Source organism: Nonomuraea sp. NPDC003709 (assembly GCF_040610775.1).
GTDB classification, from domain to species: domain Bacteria; phylum Actinomycetota; class Actinomycetes; order Streptosporangiales; family Streptosporangiaceae; genus Nonomuraea; species Nonomuraea angiospora_A.
Genome location: NZ_JBEXMW010000017.1, coordinates 23,537 through 45,807, shown reverse-complemented (window position 1 = coordinate 45,807; position 22,271 = coordinate 23,537). Strand labels below are relative to the sequence as shown.

Below are 22,271 nucleotides of genomic sequence, written 5' to 3'. Positions count from 1 at the left end.
GGCTCCCGTGTCATTCACCGAATACACGCCCACGGAGTTGCTCAGGCTCGGGCTGGACCATCCGAAAATCACGGACATCCCCTGGACGGTCCGCTGGAACGAGGTCGGCGCCCCCGTGCTCGCCAGGACCGACATCGCACGGCTCATGCTGAGCCTGTTGCCGGTCACCACCCGGTTCGGGACCTCGGGCAGCACCGGGGAAAGCCAGACCTGGCTGCGCACCCGTGAACAGTTGTGGACCGAGGCCGGCTTGCTGGCCGGGCTGCTGGCCGCTGACCGTCCGCAGGGACTGTTGTCGTTCGCGCCGCCGCGCCATTTGTACGGAGCCCTGGCGACGGTGCTGCTTCCTGCCCTCCTGGGAGTGCCCGTGTGGTACCGGCCACAGTACTTCGGCGCGATGCCGCCCACCGGGCCGCGCCGGTGGGCGGTCGTGGCGGTGCCCTGGACGTTCTCGATCCTGCGACGCAACGCGAGCTGGCTGACCGGGATCGACCGGCTGTCGGTGCTCCACAGCACGGCGATCCTGCCCGAGGCCGCGGGGCAATTCGTCAGCGAGGTCGGTGCGGATCGCATGAGCCTGGTCGAGATCTTCGGCTCGACGGAGACCGGGGGCGTGGCCCACCGCAGATGGCGGCCGGACGACCCGGACTGGGAGCTCTTCCCCGACGTGCGTTTCGGCGGTGATCTCAGCCTGGACGTGCCGGGGGAGCAGCCGCTGGTCGTGAGCAGCCCGCGCCTGGCCTACCGCGCGAACGGCAAGCGGCTGGAGTGCTGGGAGATGGACGACTACGTCGTCAAGTCCGGGGAACGCGGCTTCGTCTTCTCAGGGCGGCGAAGCCGGCTGGTCAACCTCAACGGCCGTCGCGTCGATCTCGACGAACTCGAGGTACGGGCCAGGGCGCTGCTCGACTGCCGGGACATAGCCTTCCTACCCATCAGACATGAGATGTCTGGGGAACACGTGGAGATGCTCGTCGTCCCGAACGACCACGTCGCGCTGACAGAGTCCACCGTCCGCGCCGCGTTGACGGCACTGAGCGTGCGACCGCACCGGGTGCATCTGGTGGATCACATCGACCGGTCGGAGACGGGCAAGTTGCTGAAGAAGAGTTCATTTCCCTCGATGAGCGCGGGAGCGACATCATGAGCGCGGTCAACGGGAGCCGCGCGTCCCTCGCGTCGCTGGCCGACGTGCTCGCCGCGGCGGGAAGACACGCCGAGCTGCCCCCGTGCGACGTGGAGACGGCCACCCGGATGCGAGAGAGCGTCGCCGTCCTGGCCAAGGCGCTCGTCGCCGACGAACCTGTCTATGGCGTGACGCGCGGCTTCGGCCCGTTCGTCGTGTACGACGCCGATGAGTCCGCCGTCGCGCAGGGCCGGGGTCTCATCTCGCACCTGGCCTCCGGCCAGGGCCGCCCGTTGGATCCCGGCATCAGCCGGCTGGTGGTGTGGCTGCGCCTGATGAGCATGCGGCAGGGGTACTCCGCGGTCTCGCCGGAATTCTGGCACGTGCTGGCCGATCTGTGGAATCAGGGCTTCACCCCCGCCATCCCACGCGACGGCACCGTGAGCGCGAGCGGCGACCTGCAACCCCTCGCCCATGCCGCGCTGAGCTTCGCCGGCGACGGGGAGGCCTGGATCCCGGAGCCGGGCGGCGGCTGGAAGCCGGCGCCGGCGGATGAGGCACTGCGGGCGGCGGGGGGCCACGCGGTCGAGTGGCCGGCGCGCGAGGCGCTCGCCTTCGTCAACGGCGGCAGCGTCGCTCTGGCCGTCACGATCAGCAACCACCAGCAGGTGGCCAGGCTCAGCCGGGCGGTGGCCGTCCTCACGGCCCGGATCGTGGACCTTCTGGGCGCGAGCCTGGAGGCCTACCATCCGGGGATCAGCATCGTCCGAGGCCAGGCGGGTCAGGCGCGGGCCGCCGAGTGGATCAGGCTGGACGTGCCCGCGAGCTTCGCGCGTGACACGACCCGCCCGCTCCAGGAGCCGTACAGCCTGCGGTGCGCCCCTCAAGTCCTGGGCGCGGTCCTCGACCAGCTCGCCGCCACAGAACAGATCCTCCTGCGCGAGGCCACGGGCTGCACCGACAATCCCATCTGCTTCCAGGGAGAGCTGCTGCACGGCGGCAACTTCCACGCCATGCCGGTCGGGCTGGCCTCCGACCAGATCGGCCTGTGCCTGCAGCAGGTCGCCTTCCTCGCCGAACGCCAGCTCGCCCTCATCTGCGCGTCCGCGACGAACGGCGGCCTGCCGCTGATGCTCACCCCCCGTCCGGGAGCCGGCAGCGGCCTGGCGGGCGTGCAGATCAGCACGACCTCGTTCGTGTCGCGCATCAGGCAACTCCTCTACCCGTCCTCCCTCACCGCGCTGCCCACGAACGGCGGCAACCAGGATCACGTTCCGATGGCGCTCAACGGCGCGAACGCCGTTACCGACGCGGTCGAGCTGGCCTGGCACGTGGTGGGTTCGCTGGCCGTGGGCGTGACCCAGCTCGCCGCGCTCAAGCGCCGGCCGATCGGCACGGGCGGCCTGTGGGCGGAGCTGGCCCGGATCTCCCCGCCTCTCGCTGCTGATCGGCCGCTCACCAAGGAGGTACGCCTGGCCGCTGACCTGGTCGCCGGGCACGCGGCGGAGCTGCTGAGCATCGAGACGGCGACCGGTCGTTACGCTATGGCCGACGACCGCTGACGAGATCGAGAGCTGGGCGAGGTTTTATGCGTGTCCTGTTCACGTCGGTGCCGCTGGCCGGGCACTTTCTCCCCCTGGTGCCACTGGCCTGGGCCTTTCGCGCCGCGGGACACGACGTGCTGGTGGCCTCGACCGAGGAGCTCCTCCCCGCGGCGTTGAGATCCGGCCTGCCGGCGGTGGCGTGCGTGCCCGCGGGCCGCTTCCACGAGCACCTGGCCGAGGTCGTGATGTCCGAACCCGGCCGGCAGCGCAGCGCGCACGGCCGGGCCTTCGGGGCCCTCGCCGCGGATGGCCGCGAAGGCATGGGCGATCTGCTGCGGCGTTGGCGCCCCGACCTGGTGGTGAGTGAACGGGCCGAGTTCGCCGGGGCGCTGGCCGCCGCCGAGAGAGGTGTCCCGTCAGTGCGCTACCACTGGTCGGTCTCCGACGAGTACGAGCTCAACCGGGCGGCGGCGGAGGTACTCGGCGGCGATCTGACGAACCTGCCCGATCCCGTGGCGGTGCTGGACCCCTGGCCGATCGGGCTGCGCCTGCCGCAGGCGAGGCAGCATCTCGGCATCAGGCACGTGCCGCACCACGGTGACACGGCCATTCCCTCCTGGGTCTTCGAGCGCGGGGAGCGCCCGCGGATCTGCCTGACGTTCGGCACCGTCCTGCCCAGGTTCGGCGGGGACTCGGCGTCCAGGCTGATCGTGGCGCTCCTGGAGAGCCTGAGCCGCCTGGACGTCGAGCTGGTCGTGGCGGCGGATGACGAGCTGGTCGCCACCTGGCCGCCGTTGCCCGTCACGTACGCCGGCCGCATGCCGCTCGGCGCGGTGCTGCCCACCTGTGCTGTGGCGATCCACCACGGCGGGCAGGGAACGGCGCTGACCGCGATGCTCGCCGGCTGCCCGCAACTGGTGCTGCCGCAGGTGGACGACCAGTTCGACAACGCGCGGGCGGTGGCGGGGTCCGGCGCGGGACTGGCCCTGGCGCCGGACGAAGCCACGCCTGACCTGGTCGTGAAGGCGTGCGGGGAACTGCTCCGGATCGCGGGCTACCGCACCGCCGCGGTGTCACTCGCGGCGTCGGCGGCCGCTCTGCCGGCGCCCGCCGAGGTCGTCACGCTGCTGGCGGAGGGGCGTACCGACCGCCGTTGACCCGCTGCGCGTCGATCCCGGAGAGCGGAATGACGAGCGGGAGAATCGCCGGTCCGGCGGCCGGGATGGCCGTTACTATAGGCGTGGAATGGCGATGACGATGAGGCGTACCGAATAATGCTCTAGATGGCAAACGTAGATTTGCCCCCATTGAACCTTTTTCAGGCTCCTTGGCGAGCACTCCTGGTCACAGCATGATCGCGATGCTGGTGTTCGGCTGGTGACGTACAGAAGCTCGGCGAGACGTTCCACGAGCTCGGAGCCGGGTTCGGGGTGTCGACGGCGACCGCGTGGCGGTATGTGGAGGAGACGGTCGCGCTGCTGTCGGCCCGCCGCCCAAGCTCGGCCAGGCGCTGCGCAAAGCCAAGCGGGACGGGCTGCACTACCTGGTGCTGGACGGCACGCTGATCCGCACCGACCGGGTCAAGGCCGACCGGCCGTACTTCTCCGGCAAGCATCGCGTGCACGGGATGAACGTGCAGGTCATCGCCTCACTGGACGGGACGATCGTGTGGACCTCCGGAGCGCTGCCCGGCAAAGCCCACGACCTGAGCGCCGCCCGCATCTGGGACATCCTGCGCGCGCTGCAGCAGGCCGGCATCATCACCCTGGCCGACAAGGCGTATCAAGGAGCCGAAGGCCCGATCCGCATCCCATACAAGGGCAAGAACAAGCCTGTATCCCAGAAGCAGGCCAACCGTGCTCACGCAAGGCTTCGGGTCCCGGTGAACGAGCGAACGCCCAGCTGAAGAGCTGGAAGATCCTCCGCAAGCTACGCTGCGGCCCGAGCAAGGCCGGCACCTCTGCAAGGCCATTGCCGTCCTTCAGAATCACCGAGCTCCGCAGGCAGCGTGAGGATGAAAAAGGGTCATTGGTACCGCTTTTGTACGCCTCTTCAAGGGATTGGCTGTCCCCTGTCAACACCGCCTTATTCAAGGCTCGTCGACATCCCCCGCTGACAGCGCTTCGACGAAGAGCCCATGAATGCTTTTCTTCCTCGCGCCGCCTGCGCAACTCGGTGGTTCTGAAGGACGGCCACGGCCTCCGGGCGAGCGCGCGAACGCCCCCTTGAAGATCCGGAAGACCCTCCGCAGTCGCGAATCCTGGCGTGCGCGCGGACTGCGGCGGCACGGCGTTGGAGGTGTTCCTGCCCGCAGGCACTCAAGGAGATGGGGCGCTAATCCCGCGACCGGCGCGGCTTTCAGGGCGAGCATTAAGATTTTATATAGTCGCCGATGCATATACTGACGCCTCAAGCGCGGGCGAGCAGGCTTCCCGCGGGTGTACAGGCAGGTGGTAAGGGGGAACGAGAGTTCTTCGCGCTAGCCCTTCTGCATTTTCTGATGTCCAACGAAAACGACTGTGCGACCCTGACGACCCAACAGAGCATGGGATGACTGTGCGACACACGCAGACGGCCGCAGGACTGTTACCCGATCTTCTCGGCCTCCCGGTCGAGGACAGACACGCTGTCCACCCGGATCCTGACGGCCGCCACGTCGATAGTCGCCCAGGTCCCGGCACTCCCGCCGGCGGACCGTGTCGAATCCTTCCCCTGATTCGCTCTCAGCACCACCGCCACGCCGGCGGGGATCGTGAGCGTGGCGGTGACCCGGTTCGATTCGTCAGGGGTTTCAGTTGTGGCTTTCAACCTGGAGGAACGGGGCTGCGCCAGGTCCTGCCCGCCTGGGCGAGCAGGAAAAATCCGGTCGTACGACCTGAGCCGAGCGTGGGGAACGACGCTTCGGCGAAGGCGGAACTTAAGGGAAGAAGGAAGAAGGATGACCGATGAGAGCCAAACGCTCACCAGTCGGAGAAGACACGAGGCAGTTCGTGTCGCCCAACCAGGGTCGGGGGAGCAGCCAAGGCTCGGCCTCGACCGTACCGTCATCCCGCGCAGGACCGGATTGCAGTTTCCTGTGCCCATCGCGCTGGACTGCTGGGAACGGATCGGGCGTCAGCTGTCGCTCATCTCCGACTCTTCCTCCTGGTGGCTGGGCGACTGGCTGGTCTACGGAGAGAGCCAGTACAGCGACCGATACCGCACCGCGATCCAGCGCACTTCCCTCGACTATCAGACGCTGCGCAACTACGCCTGGGTGAGCCGCCGTTTCAGCCTGCCCCGGCGCAGGGACAAGCTGAGCTTCGCCCATCACGCCGAGGTCGCCGCGATGAGCGAGGCCGAGCAGGACTTGTGGCTGGACCGGGCGGAGAAGCTCCGCTGGTCCAGGAACCGGTTACGGAGAGAACTGAGGGGCGCGAGCACGCCCGAACACCAGGAGGAACACGAACAGGAGGCCACCGAGGCGCGCCCCGTGGGCCCGATGCGCGGTGACGCGTCCGGGCTGGCGTTGAGCCCCAGCCAGGAGCAGCTCGAACGCTGGCAGCTCGCGGCGCGACTGGAGGACTGCGAACTGTCGAACTGGGTCATGCAGGTGGCGGAGTCGTTCGCCCTGGAGATCATCAAGCGGCACCATGACGACGGCCGCGAGAAGCTCTCCATCCGCAGCTCCTAGAACAGAGTGTCCGTGGCCATGTAGAAGCCCCTGCGAAGTGGCCGGTTCGGGGTCACCACTGATGGCCGGTCCAGGTCTCCGCTCGTCCTTCGGCTGGTGGGTGTGACACGCGGCGGTGTGCTCCCTGAGCGGATCGTGACAGTGTCAGCCAGTCACTGGATCACCGCTCAGGGCCCGCTCGGCGACCTCGGCCGCGTTGTCCGCGACGCCCGTGCGACCGGGCGCGTCGTAGGCGGTGCGGAGGCGGTCGCCGATCATCGTGATGGCCGTGCGGGCGCTCTTCACAGGCTTGATGTGGGTGAACCCGTGGTCGGAGCCGGCAAACTCGTGGTGGTTGACCTCGGCGCCGTTCGCGCGCGCCTCCTCGGCGAACGCTCGCATGTCATGGCGGAGGGTGCCGAGGCCGCCGGTGAGGACGAGCAACGGCGGGAAGTCTCCCAGTTTCGGGTACTTGGCCGGTGACACGACCGGGTCGGTCAGGTCGGCGCCCAGGAGGTAGGTTTCGCGGATCGTGCGCAGCATCCAGGGGCCGATGACCGGGATCTTGCGCGGGGAGGTGCGGCTCTCGTCGGGCAGGGAGAAGTCCGACGCGCCGTACTCCAGGCTGGCCGCCACCGGCGTGGGCGTTCCGTCCTGCAGCGCCTGGACGATCACGCTCAACGCGAGCTTCGCGCCCGCGCCGGCCCCGCTGGCCGATACCCGGTTCTCGTCCCAGCCCTGCGTACCGGCCTGTTCGAGAATCCATAGGTAAGCGTCGTAACACTCCTGCTCGGCAACGGGGAAGCGGACCTGCGGGCTCACGTCGTAATCGGGGAAGACGACGTAGCAGCCCACCTCGCTCGCCAGGTACCTGGCGACGTTGTCCTCCTGCTCCGGACGGCGTACCACGAAGGCCCCGCCGTGGAGGAGCAGGTGGACGGGAGGACGTCGCCCCGCCGTGAGCCGCGCCTTGATGGCCGCGGGGACCGGCGACCGGCGGGGACGGCAGGTGATCAAACGGCGGAAGGACCTCCACCAGGGTGGCGAGGGCCTGCCGCCGGGCAGATACCGGCTGGCCTCCCCTTACGACCTCGACACCCGCTGGGCGGCCAAGGGCAGTGAGCTGCTGTGGAACGGCTACAAGGTGCACATCAGCGAAACCCGCCACCCCGCCGCCGACGCGCAGGCCGGAACCGACAGCACCGGCGCCGGCACGAGGCCGCCGAACCTGATCACGAATGTGGCCACCACCGACGCCACCGTGCCCGACACGGCGATGACCGAGGTCATTCACCAGCACCTGGCCCGGCGCGGGCTGCTGCCCGCCGAGCACTACCTGGATGCCGGCTACTCCTCCGCCGAACTGATCGTCCAAGCCCGTGAGCTGCATCAGATGGCGCTGATCACCCCATTGCGGACCGACAACTCCGTCCAGGCCCGCACCCACAACGGCTACGACCGCACCACCTTCACCATCGACTGGGAACGCCGGCAGGTCACCTGCCCGCAAGGACAGAGGAGCACCTCCTGGACACCCTGCCGGCAAAAGGAACAGCCGATGATCGTCGCCGCCTTCCCGCTCAGCACCTGCCGCCCCTGCCCCGTCCGGCCTTATGCACCAGCGCCCAGCGCAGCGGCCGCCACCTCACCCTGCACCCGTACGGCGCAAGGTCCGCACCCGACAGGACCTCAATCCCACGGTGACCGTGGCCGAGTGGATGCAGGAGTTCCTGCGGCGCAAGCGGAAGATCGACGCTACCACCCGCTGCTCCTACGAGGCGCACATCCGCCTGTACTTCACCCCCTACCTCGGCGACGTCCAGCTGGATCGGCTGCGGGTGTCCGATACCGCGGGCATGTTCGATGCGATCGAGGAGTTCAACGACGTCATCACCACCGCCCGCACCAGCGGCGACCCAGAGGAGTGGGCCAAGGTCCGATACCGGCGGCCGGTCGGCCCGGCCACCATGCACCGCATCCGCGCCACCCTCCGGCACGCCCTCAACATCGCGATCAAGCAGGACCGGCTGATCGACTTCAACCCCGCCGCGGTCGTCGAACTCCCCGATGCCGAACGCCCCAAGGCTCTGGTGTGGACCGACGAACGGGTCGCCGCCTGGAACCGCGACCTGCAGCACCGGCTCGACGCCGAGGCGCGGCGGCGCGGGGCCCGGCTCAGCCGCGCCAGCATGATCAACGTGTACGCGTCCGTGCCGAGGCCGTCGCCGGTGATGGTGTGGACGCCCTCACACACCTTCGCCTTCCTCACCCAGGTGGCCACGCACCGGCTGTCCGCGCTGTACCGGCTGATCGTCCTGCGCGGGCCGCGCCGCGGGGAGGCGGTCGGGCTGCGCTGGAAGGACGTCGACCTGACGGCTGGGACGGCCGGGGTGCATTGGCAGATCACCCAATTGGGCTGGGAGCCGGTGCAGGGCAGGCCGAAGACCGAGACCAGCGACCGCACCATTGCGTCGGATGAGGACACCGTCACCGCGCTGCGTGCGCATCGCAAGCGTCAAGCCGCCGAGCGGTTGATCGCGGGGTAGGCCTGGACCGACAGCGGGTTCGTCTTCACCGACGAGATGGGGCGGCCGCTGCATCCGCAGCAGGTCAGCGATCAGTTCTACCAGTTGGCCTTCCAGGTGGGGCTGCCGCCGGTGCGGCTGCATGACCTGCGCTATGGGGCTGCCTCGCTGATGCTGGCTGCCGGGGTCGATCTGAAGGTCGTGCAGGAGACCCTCGGCCACGTGTCGTCCACCTTCACCCGTGACACCTACACCAGCGTCTACCCAGGGGTGGCCCGGGCCGTCGCGGAATCCACCACCGCTCTCGTCAATACCGCTGCCAGCGGCGCTCAGACGGCTCGGCTGATCACCCTGCCGACCCAGATCGGAGATGCCACCAGCTGAACCACTGAACCCAGGCAGGCCCGCCGATCCTCCGGCGGGCCTGCTTTATGTCCTCGGCAGCCGCCCTATGGATGGCGCGGCCGATCGAGCCTGAGTGGCACGGAAACGGGTCGAGCGCATCGCTGCGAGAAGCAGCGGATCTTTTATCTGCTGGTCGCGAATGGCCTGGTGGGCAAGACGAGCCGACTTCGACAAGGCTTGACCGTACATATGGCCACCGCTGACGAGCGATGAGGAGTAGACCTTCTGGCTTGATCTTCTGTTGCTCATCACTGGGGTCTGAGTTGACGATGGACACCTAAATGATCTACCGCGATACACAGTCCGTGCACAAGAGCAACCACCGAGCAACCAACCATGATCAACAACGTGATCGAAGGCTGGGGAGAACCGAGAAAGCCCAGGTCGGACGCGGTATTGAAGAGTAGGGCGGGTGGGACTTGAACCCACGACCCACGGATTATGAGTCGGCTCGATTGGTGTCGCCCAGTCCGCCGGGTGTTGTTTTGTATCGCTGTAGCCGGAATTCTCCCCACTGTCGTGTCGGCCTGTGACGACATGTGCCGTGCTGTATTGCGTACACGCGAGCAACCATGCGTTCTTGACCATCGGCACTATGTGCCATTTGTTCCCTACTCGGCACGGCTGTGCAGGCCAGAATGACGTGATGAGGCTCGAGCCTCACGGCAGATCGAACGCGTCCGAGCAACTATCGAGCAGTCACCGGCCGGCGATTTGCGTCCGCGAGCCAGGATCACTTGCAGTGATCTCGAATGCGATGCGCGGCCTGCTCGACGTGCATGGCTATGGTTTGTGGCAGGCGCAACGCTGGTGGGGACGCGGGTGGTGTTGTTTGGGCTGACGTTCAAGCCGGGCACGGATGACGTGCGGGAGGTGGGCTTGAACCGGTTTGACGGACATCCGAGATCAGGGGCTCGTCCCCGGAAGGATGTCCATGATGGAGAGCATGGGGAAGAAGCCGCGTCCTCGCCGCTCGTTCACGCCGGAGTTCAAGGCCGAGATCGTCGAGCCCATGAGGGCAGGGAGGTTCCCGTCTCGGTCTCGGATCAGATAGCGCGCCCGGCCGCCCGCATCGTCCAGGTCCATCACCAGATTCTTTATCGCCTGGATGACCCAGTTCGCGCTCCGGTGGGTGATGGTGCCGAGCACGTCACGTACTCGGGCTGCTTCCGGAATTACAGAATTTCGGAAGCACGCGGTAGTGTCGAAGATACCGAGGTCTTTTCGAGCGTTGGCATTCAGGTCTGCGTCGCCCCCGGCGAACCACTCACCGCGGCCCTCCTCTTGGGGCTGGACAGGTCAGACGACCATGACGCCAACACTTGTTTCTCAGCCTGTACCGTTGAGCTCCGCCTCGTCCGCGATGCCTCGGGTCGATTCTGAGCTACGGCTGAGTCTCCACCCGGTGCTGGAGCGGCCGGCCGTGGTGAACGGGGCCTGGTGGCCCTACTCCCGCGACGCGGCCGCCGAACTCCCCGATCTCATCGCCACCGTCGACCAGCGGCTGCAGCGGACTACGCTGCTGGTAGGCGTGCATCGGGACGCGTGGCGGCGCATCCCACGTCGGATCCCGGCACGTGGACGGACGGTCCGCATCGGTGGGTTCCGGCATGGCGACCCTCACGTGATCGTTCTGTTCTCCGCCTCCGACGAGCCGGTCGCCCTGCTGATCATTCCGCCGGACACCGCCGTCGGCCCTGCCGAGGACGCGCTCAAGCTCACCGCCCAGAACACCGCCGACTTGACCGACGATGCCATCTTCGCCCTCGCGCACCTGCCGTCCGATCCCGCTCTCCGCGCGACAGCCGACAGGGTGGCCCGCTGGGAGAGCGAGAGCGGCTCGGTCAGCGGGCAGGAGGCGCGGCACTCCATCAGACGGCCATCAGCTCCGGGATAACCCACGTACCGTCCGCCGACCTGATCGAGCCGGTTCAGCCATGGCAGACCCGGCGGCGGGTCAGCTTTCCAGCCGGAGGGCATCTCATCTCATTTCAGCTTCTCCAAAGGAGAGACTTCCATGACCGCCATAGACACCGCGCCACTTGGCGGGGTCGACCCTTCAACGCCGACCACCGTCCACCTGTCGGGCGAGATCGACATCTTCACCAGTGCAGCGCTTCGCCGGCAACTGATGAGCACGCTGCAGAACAGCGCGAGCCTGCTCATCCTCGACCTGTCGAAGGTGTCGTTCTGCGACGCCGGCGGCTTGGCCGTCCTGGTCGGCATCCAGCGCCGCGCCCGGTCGATGGGCATCACCGTGGCCCTGACCGCGCCCCGCCCGTTCATGTCCCGGCTGCTGCGCATCACCGGCCTGGGCCGCGGCCTACCGATGGTGGCGTGAGCGGGGTGCGCACCGTGTGGGGCTCAAGAACTCGATTCAATCTCCAGCGCAGCGCCTGTAGGGCTCGAACATTTGATTCATGTGCTGATCTGCAGTCCTTGGCAGGCTTGCGGGATGCTCGCCCAGGGTTGCTGTAGCCGCACTAGGAAGTGTAAGAACAACGACTCTGGCCCACTTTCGGTGGTGACGGAGTGTGGTTAGCCGAGCAGGATGCGATGGCAGAAGAATGCGAAGCCGGCTCGCCCGTACATCTGCCTCTTGATCATTTTTGTTTTGGTGTTGACGCCTTCGGTACCGCCGTTGTGGAACGGCAGGCTGAGCGCGGCGTTCACTGCGGCGCGGTCGTAGTCCAGGCCGCGGGTGAAGGCGTGCACGTGCGGCAGGTCGACCTGTCGTGCTTGCTCTATCCAGGCGGTCAGCAGCTGGTCGTTGCCGTCCTTGGGGTCGAGGAGGGCCGCGAAGCCCCGGATGAGGTCGCTGAGCATAGTCATCTCATGGCAGGCGCCGGTGGCGGCATCGAGCCGCTCCCGCTGCTCGTCCTTCAGTGTGCCTGGTTCGGTGAGGAGCAGGCCGCCAGCCCGCTTTGGCGAGATCGCGGGCTGGTCGCACTCGACCCTGCCTTGGTTGATGTACCGGTACAGCAGGTTCTGGCTGCTGGTGTAGCGGAGCTCCTTGATCTCGGCGAGCAGTTGTTGAGCCGAGGCAGCGGGCTCTTCGGCACGGCGTCGCCGCAGGTGCTCACGGAACGGATCGACGAGCGTGGGCCGGTACTTCGGGACCCGGAGGAGCCTCTCGGGCTCACCGATGCGGGCATACCGTTTGACGGTGTTCAACGCCAGACCGAGACGGCGGGCGCATTCCAGCAGCCCGACGCCCTGGTCGAGCAGGGCGTGGATCTTCCACCAGCGCTCGCGCGTGGTGGCGGACCGCACCCCTTCCTTTGGCTGCGGGCCAGTCTTGCCCCAGCAGGAGGAGTGCGCGGCGACCTCCTTCACCACGGTTTCGGCCAGGTTGTGCCAGATATGCCAGCGATCACCGACCTGCACCGCTTCAGGCAGGGCGCGACGGATTGCCTCGGCGTAAGCGCCATTGCTGTCACGGCACACCACCCGCGCACCGGGATGGGCGCGCAGCCACGCCTCCAAGGTGTCGGCCTGACGATCGGTGAGCACATCGATCCGCTCTCGCGTTACCGCGTTGATGATCAGCGTGGCGTAGCGGTGCCGTTTGCGGAGCGCGAAGTCGTCCACTCCGATCACCTCCGGCGTCGGACGGACCGGCAGTGGCAGACGCAGCAACGACCGGACTGCGGTCTGTCGCGAAATCCCGACTCCCAGCACGGCCGGCAACCGAGATCCCGCCCGCCCGGCAAACTCCCGCACCACCGCCCCCACCTGCGTGGTCAAGGCGATCGTGCGGCGCTGATACGGCTCGGCCAGCCCGGGCAGCGACTCACGGAACGTCTGCCGCTCGCACCCGACGTCGCGCACCTCAACCGCCGGAACCGTAGTCGCACCAGCACCCGCTGCCCGCTAAACGGCGGGTCAGCCAGCTGCCGATCCACATAGCCGTGCACCCGGCCGACGGCCCCGCAGCCGGGGCACATCACCGGCGCGTCCCGGGACGCGACATGCACCACGATCGCCCTGGTCCCGACCTCAGCCTGAACGCTGCCAATGACCATGTCGGCCAACTGCGGGAACACCAGCCCTGCAAGACCCTTTACGTCACACCGGCGTCACGCTGGCACAGCACTCCGAGATAGCCATGGACCGACACGAGCTATCACGTTCCGTAACCACCGAAAGTGGGCCAGAGCCGTTAGCCGGACACACCCTTCCCGATTTCGACGCCGCTGTGTAGGGGCAGGATTTCGTGACGAGGCCCCAGCCCCACGGCAGATCGAACGCGTACGAGCAACCACCGAGCAGCCATCGGTAGGCGATGTGCGTCTGCTTGCCAGCAGAACTTGTAGTCGCTTCGAAAGTGATGCAGAGCCTGATTGACGTGCATGGATGTGGCTTTCTGCAGGCGCAGAGCCGCTGCGGTCCGGTGATGGATGCCCATCAAGGCAGGGCACCGGTGGTAACCAGGTCTGTGCCCTGCCGGGCTCGAATCGGCCGTTCGTGATCCGCGTGGTTCTCGCCCTCGCGTGCGTCTGTCAGGAACGTCCCCGGCCGGTGAGGATGTCTCGGATGCGGTCCACCAGTCCTGCGCCTGGCGCCAGCAACTTGTTGGCGGGCGGGGTGTCCGGCGCGGACGGGTGCGGCCGCGTGGGGGCCATCTTCTTGGCCCGCTCCACCTTGGCGCCAAGCTCGACCAGTTGATCGGCCGGGCACGCCTCACGGAGGCGTGGGAACAGGTCGTTCTCCTCCTCCTGGATGTGTGCCCGGATCTGGCCCATCAGGAGTTGCATGGTGGGCCAGAAGTCGGCCTGGCCCGGCTCCAGCGCCTCCAGCCGCTTCATCGTCTCTTCCGCGTCGGCGTGCTCGGCGATCTCCTGATCGGCCAGCTTGCCGCCGCCGTGCACGTGTTCGCGGACGGTCGGGTAGAGGTACTCCTCCTCGGCAACGGAGTGCCGTACCAGCTCGATGACCACTTTCTCGGCCAGCGTCTTGGCCTGCTCACCGCCGTCCCCGGTCATCCGTTCGAGCTGGGTGAACATCTCCTCGACCTCGCGATGATCGATGACGAGGACCTCGATCATGTCCTGCTGCGTGCCCATGACAGCCTCCCTCGTGGTTGGCGTGCGGTTGGCATGGGCCCCGCCGCTGCGGCACCTGTAGTCACAGTGCCAGCCAGGGACGCGGGCGGAGCCTCCCCGCCCTTGTTCCCACTGACAGGGGCTGAAACGTGCACGTGCCGGGTTGCGTCGTGTTCTGACGGCTCAGCCGGGCAGGAGTGAGTGGAGACTTGCCGTGCCACGTCGGTGGCGCCGGTGACCTCTTTCTTCATGTGCGCGACCCACCGACGCCGGCACGCCGCAGGTTGTCGGAGATATCCGACCGCAAGCGTGCCAGTTCCTGCCGTACCGGTCCGGTCGCGTCGGCGGCCGGCTTGCCTGCGGCGTCTTCCCCGGCTTGAGGTGGATTGTTGTGGCTTGTCAGCTCCGCGTACCTCCTTACCGCCCCATGCAATCTCCCTCACTCGCTTCACGTGACCGGGTACCCGAACCCGGGGCGAGGGCCAGCGCACGGCAACCGGTACCGCTCTTGCCGCCCCATCGCCTGTGCTGACCATGGGTGGCGGGCGGAATGAGGCGGCCGGTCATGGCGGCGGGACCTCCGTCTGCGGTTCGGCGGGCAGTTGTGGTTGGCCGGTGTACGGGTGGTGCAGGTCGAAGGCCGGGCGTTCAGTACCGATGCGGGGGAGGAAGGTGAAGTTGTGCCGCGGTGGCGGGCAGGACGTGGCCCACTCCAGAGAGTTCCCGAAGCCCCATGGGTCGTCCACGCTCACTTTGGGGGCGTGGCGGTGCGTCCAGTAGATGTTGTAGAGGAACACCAGGGTCGAGGCCCCGAGCAGGAACGCGCCGACCGAGGAGATCGCGTTGAGCGTGGTGAATCCGTCGGCCGGGCTGTAATCGGCGTACCGGCGCGGGAAGCCGAGCACGCCGAGCCAGTGCTGGATGAGGAACGTGGTGTGGAAGCCGATGAACAGCGGCCAGAAGTGCAGCTTGCCCAACCTGTCGTTGAGCATCCGGCCGGTCATCTTCGGCCACCAGAAGTAGAAACCGGAGAACATCGCGAAGACCACGGTGCCGAAGACCGTGTAGTGGAAGTGGGCGACGACGAAGTAGGTGTCGCTGATGTGGAAGTCGAGCGGCGGCGAGGCCAGGATGACGCCGGTGAGGCCGCCGAACAGGAATGTCACGAGGAAGCCGACGGAGAACAGCATCGGCGACTCGAAGGACAGATGGCCGCGCCACATGGTGCCGGTCCAGTTGAAGAACTTCACCCCGGTCGGGACCGCGATGAGGAACGTCATGATGGAGAAGAACGGCAGGAGCACCTGCCCGGTGACGAACATGTGGTGGGCCCACACGGTCATCGACAGTCCGGCGATGGCGATGGTGGCGCCGATCATGCCAAGGTAGCCGAAGAGGGGTTTACGGCTGAAGACCGGGATCACCTCGGTCACGATGCCGAAGAACGGCAGCGCGATGATGTACACCTCGGGGTGGCCGAAGAACCAGAACAGGTGCTGCCACAGGATCGCGCCGCCGCTGGCCGCGTCGAAGACGTGGGTGCCCAGCTTGCGGTCCGACTCCAGCACCAGCAGCGCCGCCGCCAGCACCGGGAACGCTATCAAGACCATCAAGCTGGTCAGCAGGGTGTTCCAGGTGAAGATCGGCATCCGGAACATGGTCATGCCCGGCGCTCGCATGCAGATGATGGTGGTGATGAAGTTGACGGAGGCGAGGATGGTGCCCAGCCCGCTGAGTGCCAGACCCATCACCCACAGGTCGCCGCCGATGTTGGGGCCGGGGGTGAACTCCACCGTGGACAGCGGGGTGTAGGCGGTCCAGCCGAACGGGGCGGCGCCGCCGGGCAGGAGGAAGCCGCTGATCACTATGAGTCCGCCGAACAGGAACAACCAGTAACCGACCATGTTCAGTCGAGGGAAGGCGACGTCCGGGGCGCCGATCTGCAAGGGCATGACGAAGTTGGCGAACCCGCCGAAGAGCGGGGTCGCGAACAGCAGCAGCATGATCGTGCCGTGGATGCTGAAGAGCTGGTTGAACTGCTCTCGCGTGACGAACTGCAGTCCCGGACCGAGCAGTTCGGCGCGGATCACCATCGCCATGATCCCGGCCAGGAGGAAGAAGATGAAGCTGGTCGAGAGGTAGAGATACCCGACCACCTTGTGATCGGTGGTGGACAACCACGAGGTGATCAACCGCCCGGCCCTGGTCCGGTGGCTGACCTGGACAGGGGTCGTGGGCTCCGGCTGCTGCTCGATCTTGGCCACGACACGTTCCCTCCCGACGGCTGCCGGGGGGACGGAACTTGGACTTCCCGCTATGCCTTACGCCTAATCGATGCGAAGTCCTTGAAGCCGGTCATGTCATGGTGAGTCGGCAAAGGGTCCCGTCAAGGAGCTCGACGTCTGTGCGATCGATTGACCTCGGGTGGGCGGGGCGAGCCTTGAGCGGTCGCGCCTGCTGGCGAACCTTTTCCGGGTGCGAGGTGGCGCTTTGCATGCGTTACCCGACCGAGGTCAACCTCGTCGGCGACGCCGCCGAGACGCTGCGGGCGCTGATCCCGCGCCTGAACCCGCAAACAGGACAGGTCCTGGCGCGACACCGTGGAGGGGAACCTGGCGCGCTGGTGGAGCACGGTCGAACGCCAGGCCAGGGTGGAGGCCGACCCGGTCAACCCGATGCTGCTGTTCTGGGAGCTGAACTCGCGGCTGCCGCAGAACGCCATCGTGACCGCCGACTCCGGCTCGGCCGCGAACTACCGCAGCCGGGGCAGGACCTCGCGGGCGTAGAACTCGAAGAAGGCGTCCTGCTCCGTGCCGATCTGGCTGACATATACCTCGTCGAACCCGGCATCCACGTACTTCTGGATCGCCTGGACGTGCACCTCGGGATCGGGGCCGCACGGCGTCGAGGCGGTGGCGTCCTCCTCGCTGACCATCTCCGCCAGCTGCGCGAAATGCCGTGGCAGGGGGAGCAGTTGGGAGGCTTCGCCCTTGATGCCTTCGGTCGGCCACAGCCGGTGCACGGTCTTGCGGGCGGCGGCCTGGTCGTCGGCGTAGCAGACCTTCAGCCCGCCCTGCGCGGGTTTGCCCGCCCCGCCGGACTCGCGGAACAGCTTGACCAGGTCGGCGTCCGGACCCGTGGAGATGTAGCCGTCGCCGATCCGCCCGGCCAGCCGTACCGACTTCTCGCCGAAGCCGGAGATGTAGACGGGCGGCGGGTTGTCGGGGAGCGTGTAGAGGCGCGCGCTGTCGACGGAATAGTGCCTTCCGCGGTGGGTGGTCAGCTCGCCGCTCCACAGCCGGCGCATCACCTCGATCGCCTCCTCCAGCATCTCCAGCCGTTCGGCCGCCGGCGGCCAGCGGGATTCGACGATGTGCTCGTTCAGCGCCTCGCCGGTGCCGACGCCGAGCTGGAAACGCCCTCCCGTCAGTACGGCGCTGGTCGCGGCGGCTTGCGCGATGACGGCGGGATGGATGCGTACGAGAGGGCAAGTGACCGCGGTCGTGATCGGCAACGTGACCGCCTCGGCGATCGCTCCTATGGTCGACCAGACGAAGGGGCTCTGCCCCTGTTCGTCGAGCCACGGATGGTAATGATCGGAGATCCACAGGCCTTCGAATCCTGCCTGCTCGGCGAGTTTCGACTGCCGGACGAGCTCCTTGGGCCCGTGCTCCTCGCTGCTCAGAAAGTATCCGACGCGTGCCATTGCAGAGCCCTCCTGGCCGTGCTGAGCTGGGAGCCGATCATCGGTTTAGGCGCCGGTTCCCTTGATCAGATGAGACTGGCGCATGGTCTCGGATGGGCTGTCGAGTGTGGGCTACCCGATGCGTTCGCGGTAAACGACCCGCACGGTAGAGCTTTCACGGCGAGGAGCGCTGAGGCGTTGCCTGGATGGATGTGGTTACTCGTATGAGGCTGTGCCGTCGGCAGCCCTGTGGAGTGGGCATGCCACAGCTGCGAGCGGGCGGGCTCTCGGCACCGATCAAGTTCATCGGAAGGCCCACCGACGATCCGAGCGTCCGCAGGACCGGCCCGGCCTGGGCGCGACCGAGCTGGGCCGGCGGCCGGTCGTTGGGCTGGACAGTTGGAAACGCCCTCGCACGCGAGCGGCAAACCGTTGCATGCGCACAGACCGATCGCATGAATCGTCGCTGCCCGGGCAGGGCGGCTACGAGCAGCTGGAGAAGGCCGTCCGGCGTTCTTGATGTGGGGGCAATGCCGGATGGTCATCGCCGTATCGGCCAGATGGGAAATGACCGCGTTGCGACACAGCAGCCCGGAAGAACCGGGAATCACGCGCCGGCGTCGTGGCCGCGCGTTCAGTTACCACTACGCAGACGGCCGCCAGGTGCGAGACTCCCACGTCCTGACCAGGATTCGCGCGCTGGCGATCCCGCCCGCGTGGCGGCAGGTGTGGATCTGCCGCGATCCCGACGCGCACCTGCAGGCCGTGGGCACGGATGCGGCAGGGCGCCGGCAGTACCGCTATCACGACGCCTGGCGGCAGGAGCAGGACCGGATCAAGTTCGACCGGGTCACCGAGATGGCCGAGCGTCTGCCCGCCTTCCGGCACCGTCTCCGCGAGCAGATCGCACAGCGGGGATTGACCAGGGAGCGCGTGCTGGCCGCCGCCTCCTCGATGCTGGACCTGGGCCTACTACGGGCCGGCGGGGCTGAGTACGACTCCTTCGGCCTGGCCACGCTCAGGGCCGAACATGTCACCTGCACCGGCGACGTTGTGCGGTGCCGCTTCGAGGCCAAGGGCGGCAAGCAGCAGGACATCGAGATTCACGACGGCGAGGTGAGCGCCGTCGTGGCCGCACTCCTGCGTACAGGCCACGAGGGCGAATTGCTGCGCTACCGAAACGGTTCAGGCTGGAAGGACGTACGGGCCGAGGACATCAACGACTATCTGCGCGACCTGCTCGACTGCGAGGTGTCGGCCAAGGATTTCCGCACCTGGCACGCCACCGTCATGGCCGCCGAAGGGCTGGCCCGCGTACGACGTCCGCGGGGCAGGCTGGGACGGCGGCGGGCCGTACGGCGGGTGATCGAGGAGGTGGCCGGGCGCCTGGGCAACACGCCGGCCGTGGCGCTCGGCTCCTACGTCGACCCGCGAGTCGTGCTGGCCTTCGAGCGGGGCAGGACGGTCGCGGCCGACGGCGACCTCGAGGCGCAGGTCATCGAGCTGGTACGCGGCACCCGTCGCGGCCGGGTGGACAGGTCTTAGGTGGCTTCTCGTTCAACGGCGGTGAGCATGTGTTCGGTTGGCGGCGTCCAGCGGCGGCTGATGGGTCACCAGTGCCTGCAGCGCCAGCCAGGCGATCACCCGGTCCTCGGTGGCGTTGATCGACAGACCGGTCAGCTCCTCCACCCGGGCTATGCGCTGGCGCAGCGTGTGCCGGTGGATGCCGAGCTGTGACGAGGCGGCCTCCCAGCTGGCGTTCTCGCTGAGGAACACCTGCAGCGACCGCAGCAGCACCGGGTTGTCCAGCAGCGGCAGCAACGGTGAACGCAGCGCCGCCTGCGCGGCCGGGTCGAGGCGCTGCAGCACCAGCCGCCCGGTGGCCAGCTCGCCGAAGGCGACCATGGGCTCGGCGTCGGCGACGGCCACGGCCAGCGCCTGCTCGGCCTGCTGGCGGCTGAGCTCGGCGCGCGCGAGCGGCTGTGCCGTACCCACGCCGCAGCGGGCAGGGACGCCGTCGTCGGCGGCCGCGCGCACGCGATCGGCCCAGCGGCCCAGCTCATCCTCCGGGACCAGCACCGTGACCTGGGCGGAGTCGGAGCTGACGAGCTGCGGCAGGTCCAGCTGGGTGCACCAGTCCAGCACGTTCTCCTCCAGCGGTACGGCACGCGAGCGCGAGCGCAGCAGCGCCACGGCCACGTTGCCGGCCGGCAGGTTCCATCGGGCGGCCACCCGCTCGATGAGTCCCTGATCCCCGGACATGAGCGCGTCCACCGCGTCTGCCCTGGTCAGATGCCAGGTGTCGCCGCCGCTGAGCGGGTTGAGCGCCAGGTCGAGCAGGAGCGCGGCGTGCTGGGCCAGCTCCCTGGTGAGGCTGATCCGGTCGGGGCGCGCGGCCACGACCAGGTGAGCGCGCGGCCGGATGGGATCGCCCACGCCGTACGCGGTGATGTTGGGGTGCCTGATGCGGGAGCGCTGGCCGGAGGCGGCGGCCCGGGCGTCGTCGAGGTGCACCCGTGCGGCGCCCACGGCCGCGTGCACCTTGCCGTGCCGGTCGAGCAGTACGGCCCAGCTGTCGATGCGGGCGGCCAGCACGGTGACGATGCCCTGCGTGCCCGCGCTGCGGGCCACCCGGGTCATGGCCGAGACGCCCTCGGCGATCAGCCGGGCCTGTGCCGCGTCGGAGCGCAGCAGGTCGGCGTTGAGCTCGAAGGTGACATCCTGGAAGGCGACCCCGGCGGGCACCTCGAGGATCGGCAGGCCGCACGCTTGCGCCGCGTCGACGAGGGCCTGCGGGGTCCTGGCGTGGTGTGGCCCGACACCGAAGCCGATCGCGGCCACTCCGGCCTTGACCAGCCGTTCGGCATAGGCTCGCTGCCCGGCGGGATCGTCGAGGGTGAGGCCGACGGTCAGCAGCAGCTCGCCGCCCTGCAGCCACGGGGTGGGGTCGGCGAGCTCCGACAGATGGGTCCAGCGGATGGGCCGGTCGAGCGCGGAGTCGCCGGACAGCACGCGCAGCCCGAAGCGCCGAGCGACGTCCCCAACCGTCTCCAACATAGCGAATCGTCGCCCTAATCCCTGGTCAATGGACATTTGGCCACATGCGTCATCAACGCGGCAATTCATACCATGACCATCACGTTCCGTAACGCCGGGTGTCATCTTCCCTATTCCCGGCCCTATCGAGGAGGTCAGGTGCGAGCCGCGGTATTCGAGTCGGCGGAGTCCCCCGTCGTGATCCAGGACGTGGACCTGGCCCCGCCCGGTCCGGGCGAGGTACGGGTGAAGATCGCCGCTGCCGGGGTGTGCGGATCGGACCTCCACGTGCGGCGTGGCGAGTGGGACGTCCAGGCTCCCCTGGTGATGGGCCATGAGGGCTCCGGCGTCGTCACCGCGCTCGGGCCGGGCGTCACCAGCCTGGCCGAGGGCGATCACGTGGTGCTGTCGTGGGTCGCCCCCTGCGGCCGGTGCCGGTACTGCCGGTCCGGCCACGAGGCCCGCTGCCAGGTCGCGGCCAACGTCGTGGCCCCGGGCGGCGTGCTGCAGGACGGCACCAGCAGGCTCAGCCGCGGCGGCGAGACCGTCTACCACTACCTGGGTGTCTCGTCCTTCGCCGAGGAGGCCGTCGTGCCCGCCTCCGGCGCGGTCAAGGTCCGCGACGACGCCCCGCTCGACACGGTCGCGCTGGTCGGCTGCGCGGTCGCGACCGGGGTGGGCGCCGTGACCAACACCGCCGCGGTGGTGCCGGGCAGCACGGTGGCCGTGATCGGCTGCGGTGGCGTCGGGCTGTCCGTCGTGCAGGGCGCCAAGCTGGCCGGCGCCGAGCGGATCATCGCCATCGACACCCGGCAGGAGAAGACCGCCCTGGCCGCCGCCCTCGGCGCCACCGACCAGCTGCCGGCCGAGGACCCGGTCGAGGCACTGCACGACCTGCTGCCCGACGGCGTCGACTACGCCTTCGACGCGGTGGGCCACCAGTCCACGCTGGAGGCCGCCATCAAGATGCTCGGCCTGGGCGGCGCGGCCGTCGCGGTCGGCCTGCCACCCAAGAACACCCTGGCCCGCTTCGACCCGCTCGTACTGGCCGAGGCCGACCAGCGCATCCTCGGCTCGAACTACGGCAGCGTCCGCCCGGCGATCGACATCCCCGCGCTGGTCGACCGCTACATGGACGGCCTGCTCCGGCTCGACCAGCTGGTCAGCCGCCGCGCCGCACTCAACGAGGCCCCCCTCGCGCTGGAAGCCCTGGCCAGCGGCGAGGCACTGCGTACCCTCCTGATCCCCTGAGG

General features: G+C 68.1%; 19 protein-coding genes and 2 pseudogenes. 12 read left to right on the top strand and 9 right to left on the bottom strand.

The annotated features are described in order from the left end of the window. Positions 1-7: 7 nt before the first annotated feature. The 5 genes and pseudogenes from ABZX61_RS41010 (at position 8) to ABZX61_RS40990 (ending at position 6,343) form a co-directional block, all read left to right on the top strand. Entirely contained in the window at positions 8-1,147 is a 1,140-nt protein-coding gene (locus ABZX61_RS41010; RefSeq protein WP_355202101.1) for a long-chain fatty acid--CoA ligase, read from the top strand. After that, a complete protein-coding gene (locus ABZX61_RS41005) occupies positions 1,144-2,688 on the top strand; it encodes an aromatic amino acid ammonia-lyase (RefSeq protein WP_355202098.1) in 1,545 nt (514 codons plus the stop codon). Before ABZX61_RS41010 ends, ABZX61_RS41005 begins: the two co-directional genes overlap by 4 nt. A gap of 26 nt (positions 2,689-2,714) precedes the next feature. After that, the gene (locus ABZX61_RS41000; protein ID WP_355202095.1) at positions 2,715-3,827 is read left to right on the top strand and encodes a nucleotide disphospho-sugar-binding domain-containing protein; all 1,113 of its coding nucleotides are present in this window, start codon (positions 2,715-2,717) and stop codon (positions 3,825-3,827) included. Between the two features lie 231 nt (positions 3,828-4,058). After that, positions 4,059-4,682: pseudogene (locus ABZX61_RS40995) on the top strand (transposase family protein); the annotation flags it as partial. Positions 4,683-5,608: 926 nt separating this feature from the next. Continuing rightward, positions 5,609-6,343 carry an LmbU family transcriptional regulator gene (locus ABZX61_RS40990; protein WP_355202092.1) on the top strand — a complete coding sequence of 245 codons (735 nt, stop codon included), beginning with the start codon at positions 5,609-5,611 and terminating at the stop codon, positions 6,341-6,343. Between the two features lie 144 nt (positions 6,344-6,487). On the opposite strand, the gene ABZX61_RS40985 is transcribed toward ABZX61_RS40990, so the two are convergent. After that, a complete protein-coding gene (locus ABZX61_RS40985) occupies positions 6,488-7,339 on the bottom strand; it encodes an alpha/beta hydrolase (protein ID WP_355202090.1) in 852 nt (283 codons plus the stop codon). Between the two features lie 120 nt (positions 7,340-7,459). After that, complete coding sequence (locus ABZX61_RS40980; protein ID WP_355202087.1) at positions 7,460-7,612, bottom strand: hypothetical protein; 153 nt, start codon at positions 7,610-7,612, stop codon at positions 7,460-7,462. 410 nt (positions 7,613-8,022) lie between these two features. Here ABZX61_RS40980 and ABZX61_RS40975 point away from each other — a divergent pair, with 410 nt between their 5' ends. Both ABZX61_RS40975 and ABZX61_RS40970 read left to right on the top strand, forming a co-directional pair. Continuing rightward, positions 8,023-8,868, top strand: coding sequence for a hypothetical protein (locus ABZX61_RS40975; RefSeq protein ID WP_355202084.1), 846 nt, complete (start codon positions 8,023-8,025; stop codon positions 8,866-8,868). A 24-nt stretch (positions 8,869-8,892) separates the two neighbouring features. Then, a pseudogene (locus ABZX61_RS40970) lies at positions 8,893-9,231 on the top strand (tyrosine-type recombinase/integrase); the annotation flags it as partial. 927 nt (positions 9,232-10,158) lie between these two features. Here the strand turns inward: ABZX61_RS40970 and ABZX61_RS40965 are convergent. Next, positions 10,159-10,401: a hypothetical protein gene (locus ABZX61_RS40965; RefSeq protein WP_355202677.1), complete on the bottom strand. Its 243-nt coding sequence runs from the start codon at positions 10,399-10,401 to the stop codon at positions 10,159-10,161. Here ABZX61_RS40965 and ABZX61_RS40960 point away from each other — a divergent pair. Together ABZX61_RS40960 and ABZX61_RS40955 are read left to right on the top strand one after the other, a co-directional pair. Next, positions 10,361-11,149, top strand: a complete 789-nt coding sequence (locus ABZX61_RS40960) for a DUF5994 family protein (protein WP_355202081.1) — start codon at positions 10,361-10,363, stop codon at positions 11,147-11,149. The genes ABZX61_RS40965 and ABZX61_RS40960 overlap by 41 nt on opposite strands. A 120-nt stretch (positions 11,150-11,269) precedes the next feature. Further along, the gene (locus tag ABZX61_RS40955; RefSeq protein WP_355202079.1) at positions 11,270-11,593 is read left to right on the top strand and encodes an STAS domain-containing protein; all 324 of its coding nucleotides are present in this window, start codon (positions 11,270-11,272) and stop codon (positions 11,591-11,593) included. A gap of 197 nt (positions 11,594-11,790) precedes the next feature. Here the strand turns inward: ABZX61_RS40955 and ABZX61_RS40950 are convergent, their stop codons facing one another. The 4 genes from ABZX61_RS40950 to ctaD all read right to left on the bottom strand — a co-directional run bounded on the left by ABZX61_RS40950 (position 11,791) and on the right by ctaD (position 16,552). Continuing rightward, positions 11,791-13,083 carry an ISL3 family transposase gene (locus ABZX61_RS40950; RefSeq protein WP_355202076.1) on the bottom strand — a complete coding sequence of 431 codons (1,293 nt, stop codon included), beginning with the start codon at positions 13,081-13,083 and terminating at the stop codon, positions 11,791-11,793. After that, on the bottom strand, positions 12,996-13,199 hold the full coding sequence (locus ABZX61_RS40945; RefSeq protein ID WP_355202658.1) for a transposase family protein: 204 nt from the start codon (positions 13,197-13,199) through the stop codon (positions 12,996-12,998). Before ABZX61_RS40945 ends, ABZX61_RS40950 begins: the two co-directional genes overlap by 88 nt. A 555-nt stretch (positions 13,200-13,754) precedes the next feature. Beyond that, positions 13,755-14,318, bottom strand: a complete 564-nt coding sequence (locus ABZX61_RS40940; RefSeq protein WP_355202073.1) for a hemerythrin domain-containing protein — start codon at positions 14,316-14,318, stop codon at positions 13,755-13,757. A 542-nt stretch (positions 14,319-14,860) separates the two neighbouring features. Further along, positions 14,861-16,552 carry a cytochrome c oxidase subunit I gene (gene ctaD / locus ABZX61_RS40935; RefSeq protein WP_355202655.1) on the bottom strand — a complete coding sequence of 564 codons (1,692 nt, stop codon included), beginning with the start codon at positions 16,550-16,552 and terminating at the stop codon, positions 14,861-14,863. Positions 16,553-16,897: 345 nt separating this feature from the next. Between ctaD and ABZX61_RS40930 the strand changes: the two genes are divergently transcribed. After that, positions 16,898-17,083: a hypothetical protein gene (locus ABZX61_RS40930; protein WP_355202070.1), complete on the top strand. Its 186-nt coding sequence runs from the start codon at positions 16,898-16,900 to the stop codon at positions 17,081-17,083. On the opposite strand, the gene ABZX61_RS40925 is transcribed toward ABZX61_RS40930, so the two are convergent. Further along, positions 17,050-18,003, bottom strand: a complete 954-nt coding sequence (locus ABZX61_RS40925) for an LLM class F420-dependent oxidoreductase (protein ID WP_355202067.1) — start codon at positions 18,001-18,003, stop codon at positions 17,050-17,052. The two genes, ABZX61_RS40930 and ABZX61_RS40925, sit on opposite strands and share 34 nt — an antisense overlap. 498 nt (positions 18,004-18,501) lie before the next feature. Here ABZX61_RS40925 and ABZX61_RS40920 point away from each other — a divergent pair, with 498 nt between their 5' ends. Continuing rightward, positions 18,502-19,527, top strand: coding sequence for a DNA topoisomerase IB (locus ABZX61_RS40920; protein ID WP_355202653.1), 1,026 nt, complete (start codon positions 18,502-18,504; stop codon positions 19,525-19,527). A 12-nt stretch (positions 19,528-19,539) separates the two neighbouring features. Here the strand turns inward: ABZX61_RS40920 and ABZX61_RS40915 are convergent, their stop codons facing one another. Beyond that, positions 19,540-21,039 (bottom strand): PucR family transcriptional regulator ligand-binding domain-containing protein, encoded by a 1,500-nt coding sequence (locus ABZX61_RS40915; RefSeq protein WP_355202064.1) that lies wholly within the window; start codon positions 21,037-21,039, stop codon positions 19,540-19,542. 138 nt (positions 21,040-21,177) lie between these two features. Between ABZX61_RS40915 and ABZX61_RS40910 the strand changes: the two genes are divergently transcribed. Beyond that, the gene (locus ABZX61_RS40910; RefSeq protein WP_355202061.1) at positions 21,178-22,269 is read left to right on the top strand and encodes a Zn-dependent alcohol dehydrogenase; all 1,092 of its coding nucleotides are present in this window, start codon (positions 21,178-21,180) and stop codon (positions 22,267-22,269) included. The last annotated feature ends 2 nt before the right edge of the window (positions 22,270-22,271 follow it).

Excerpts from the sequence above, each read along its gene's own strand:
- ABZX61_RS40955 (WP_355202079.1), top strand. The coding sequence starts at position 11,270 with ATGACCGCCATAGACACCGCGCCACTTGGCGGGGTCGACCCTTCAACG.
- ABZX61_RS40920 (WP_355202653.1), top strand. The coding sequence starts at position 18,502 with ATGTGGGGGCAATGCCGGATGGTCATCGCCGTATCGGCCAGATGGGAA.
- ABZX61_RS40945 (WP_355202658.1), bottom strand. The coding sequence starts at position 13,199 with ATGTGCCCCGGCTGCGGGGCCGTCGGCCGGGTGCACGGCTATGTGGAT.
- ABZX61_RS41005 (WP_355202098.1), top strand. The coding sequence starts at position 1,144 with ATGAGCGCGGTCAACGGGAGCCGCGCGTCCCTCGCGTCGCTGGCCGAC.
- ABZX61_RS40915 (WP_355202064.1), bottom strand. The coding sequence starts at position 21,039 with ATGTTGGAGACGGTTGGGGACGTCGCTCGGCGCTTCGGGCTGCGCGTG.
- ABZX61_RS40990 (WP_355202092.1), top strand. The coding sequence starts at position 5,609 with ATGACCGATGAGAGCCAAACGCTCACCAGTCGGAGAAGACACGAGGCA.
- ABZX61_RS41000 (WP_355202095.1), top strand. The coding sequence starts at position 2,715 with ATGCGTGTCCTGTTCACGTCGGTGCCGCTGGCCGGGCACTTTCTCCCC.
- ABZX61_RS40960 (WP_355202081.1), top strand. The coding sequence starts at position 10,361 with ATGACCCAGTTCGCGCTCCGGTGGGTGATGGTGCCGAGCACGTCACGT.
- ABZX61_RS40940 (WP_355202073.1), bottom strand. The coding sequence starts at position 14,318 with ATGGGCACGCAGCAGGACATGATCGAGGTCCTCGTCATCGATCATCGC.
- ABZX61_RS40980 (WP_355202087.1), bottom strand. The coding sequence starts at position 7,612 with ATGACCTCGGTCATCGCCGTGTCGGGCACGGTGGCGTCGGTGGTGGCC.
- ABZX61_RS40925 (WP_355202067.1), bottom strand. The coding sequence starts at position 18,003 with ATGGCACGCGTCGGATACTTTCTGAGCAGCGAGGAGCACGGGCCCAAG.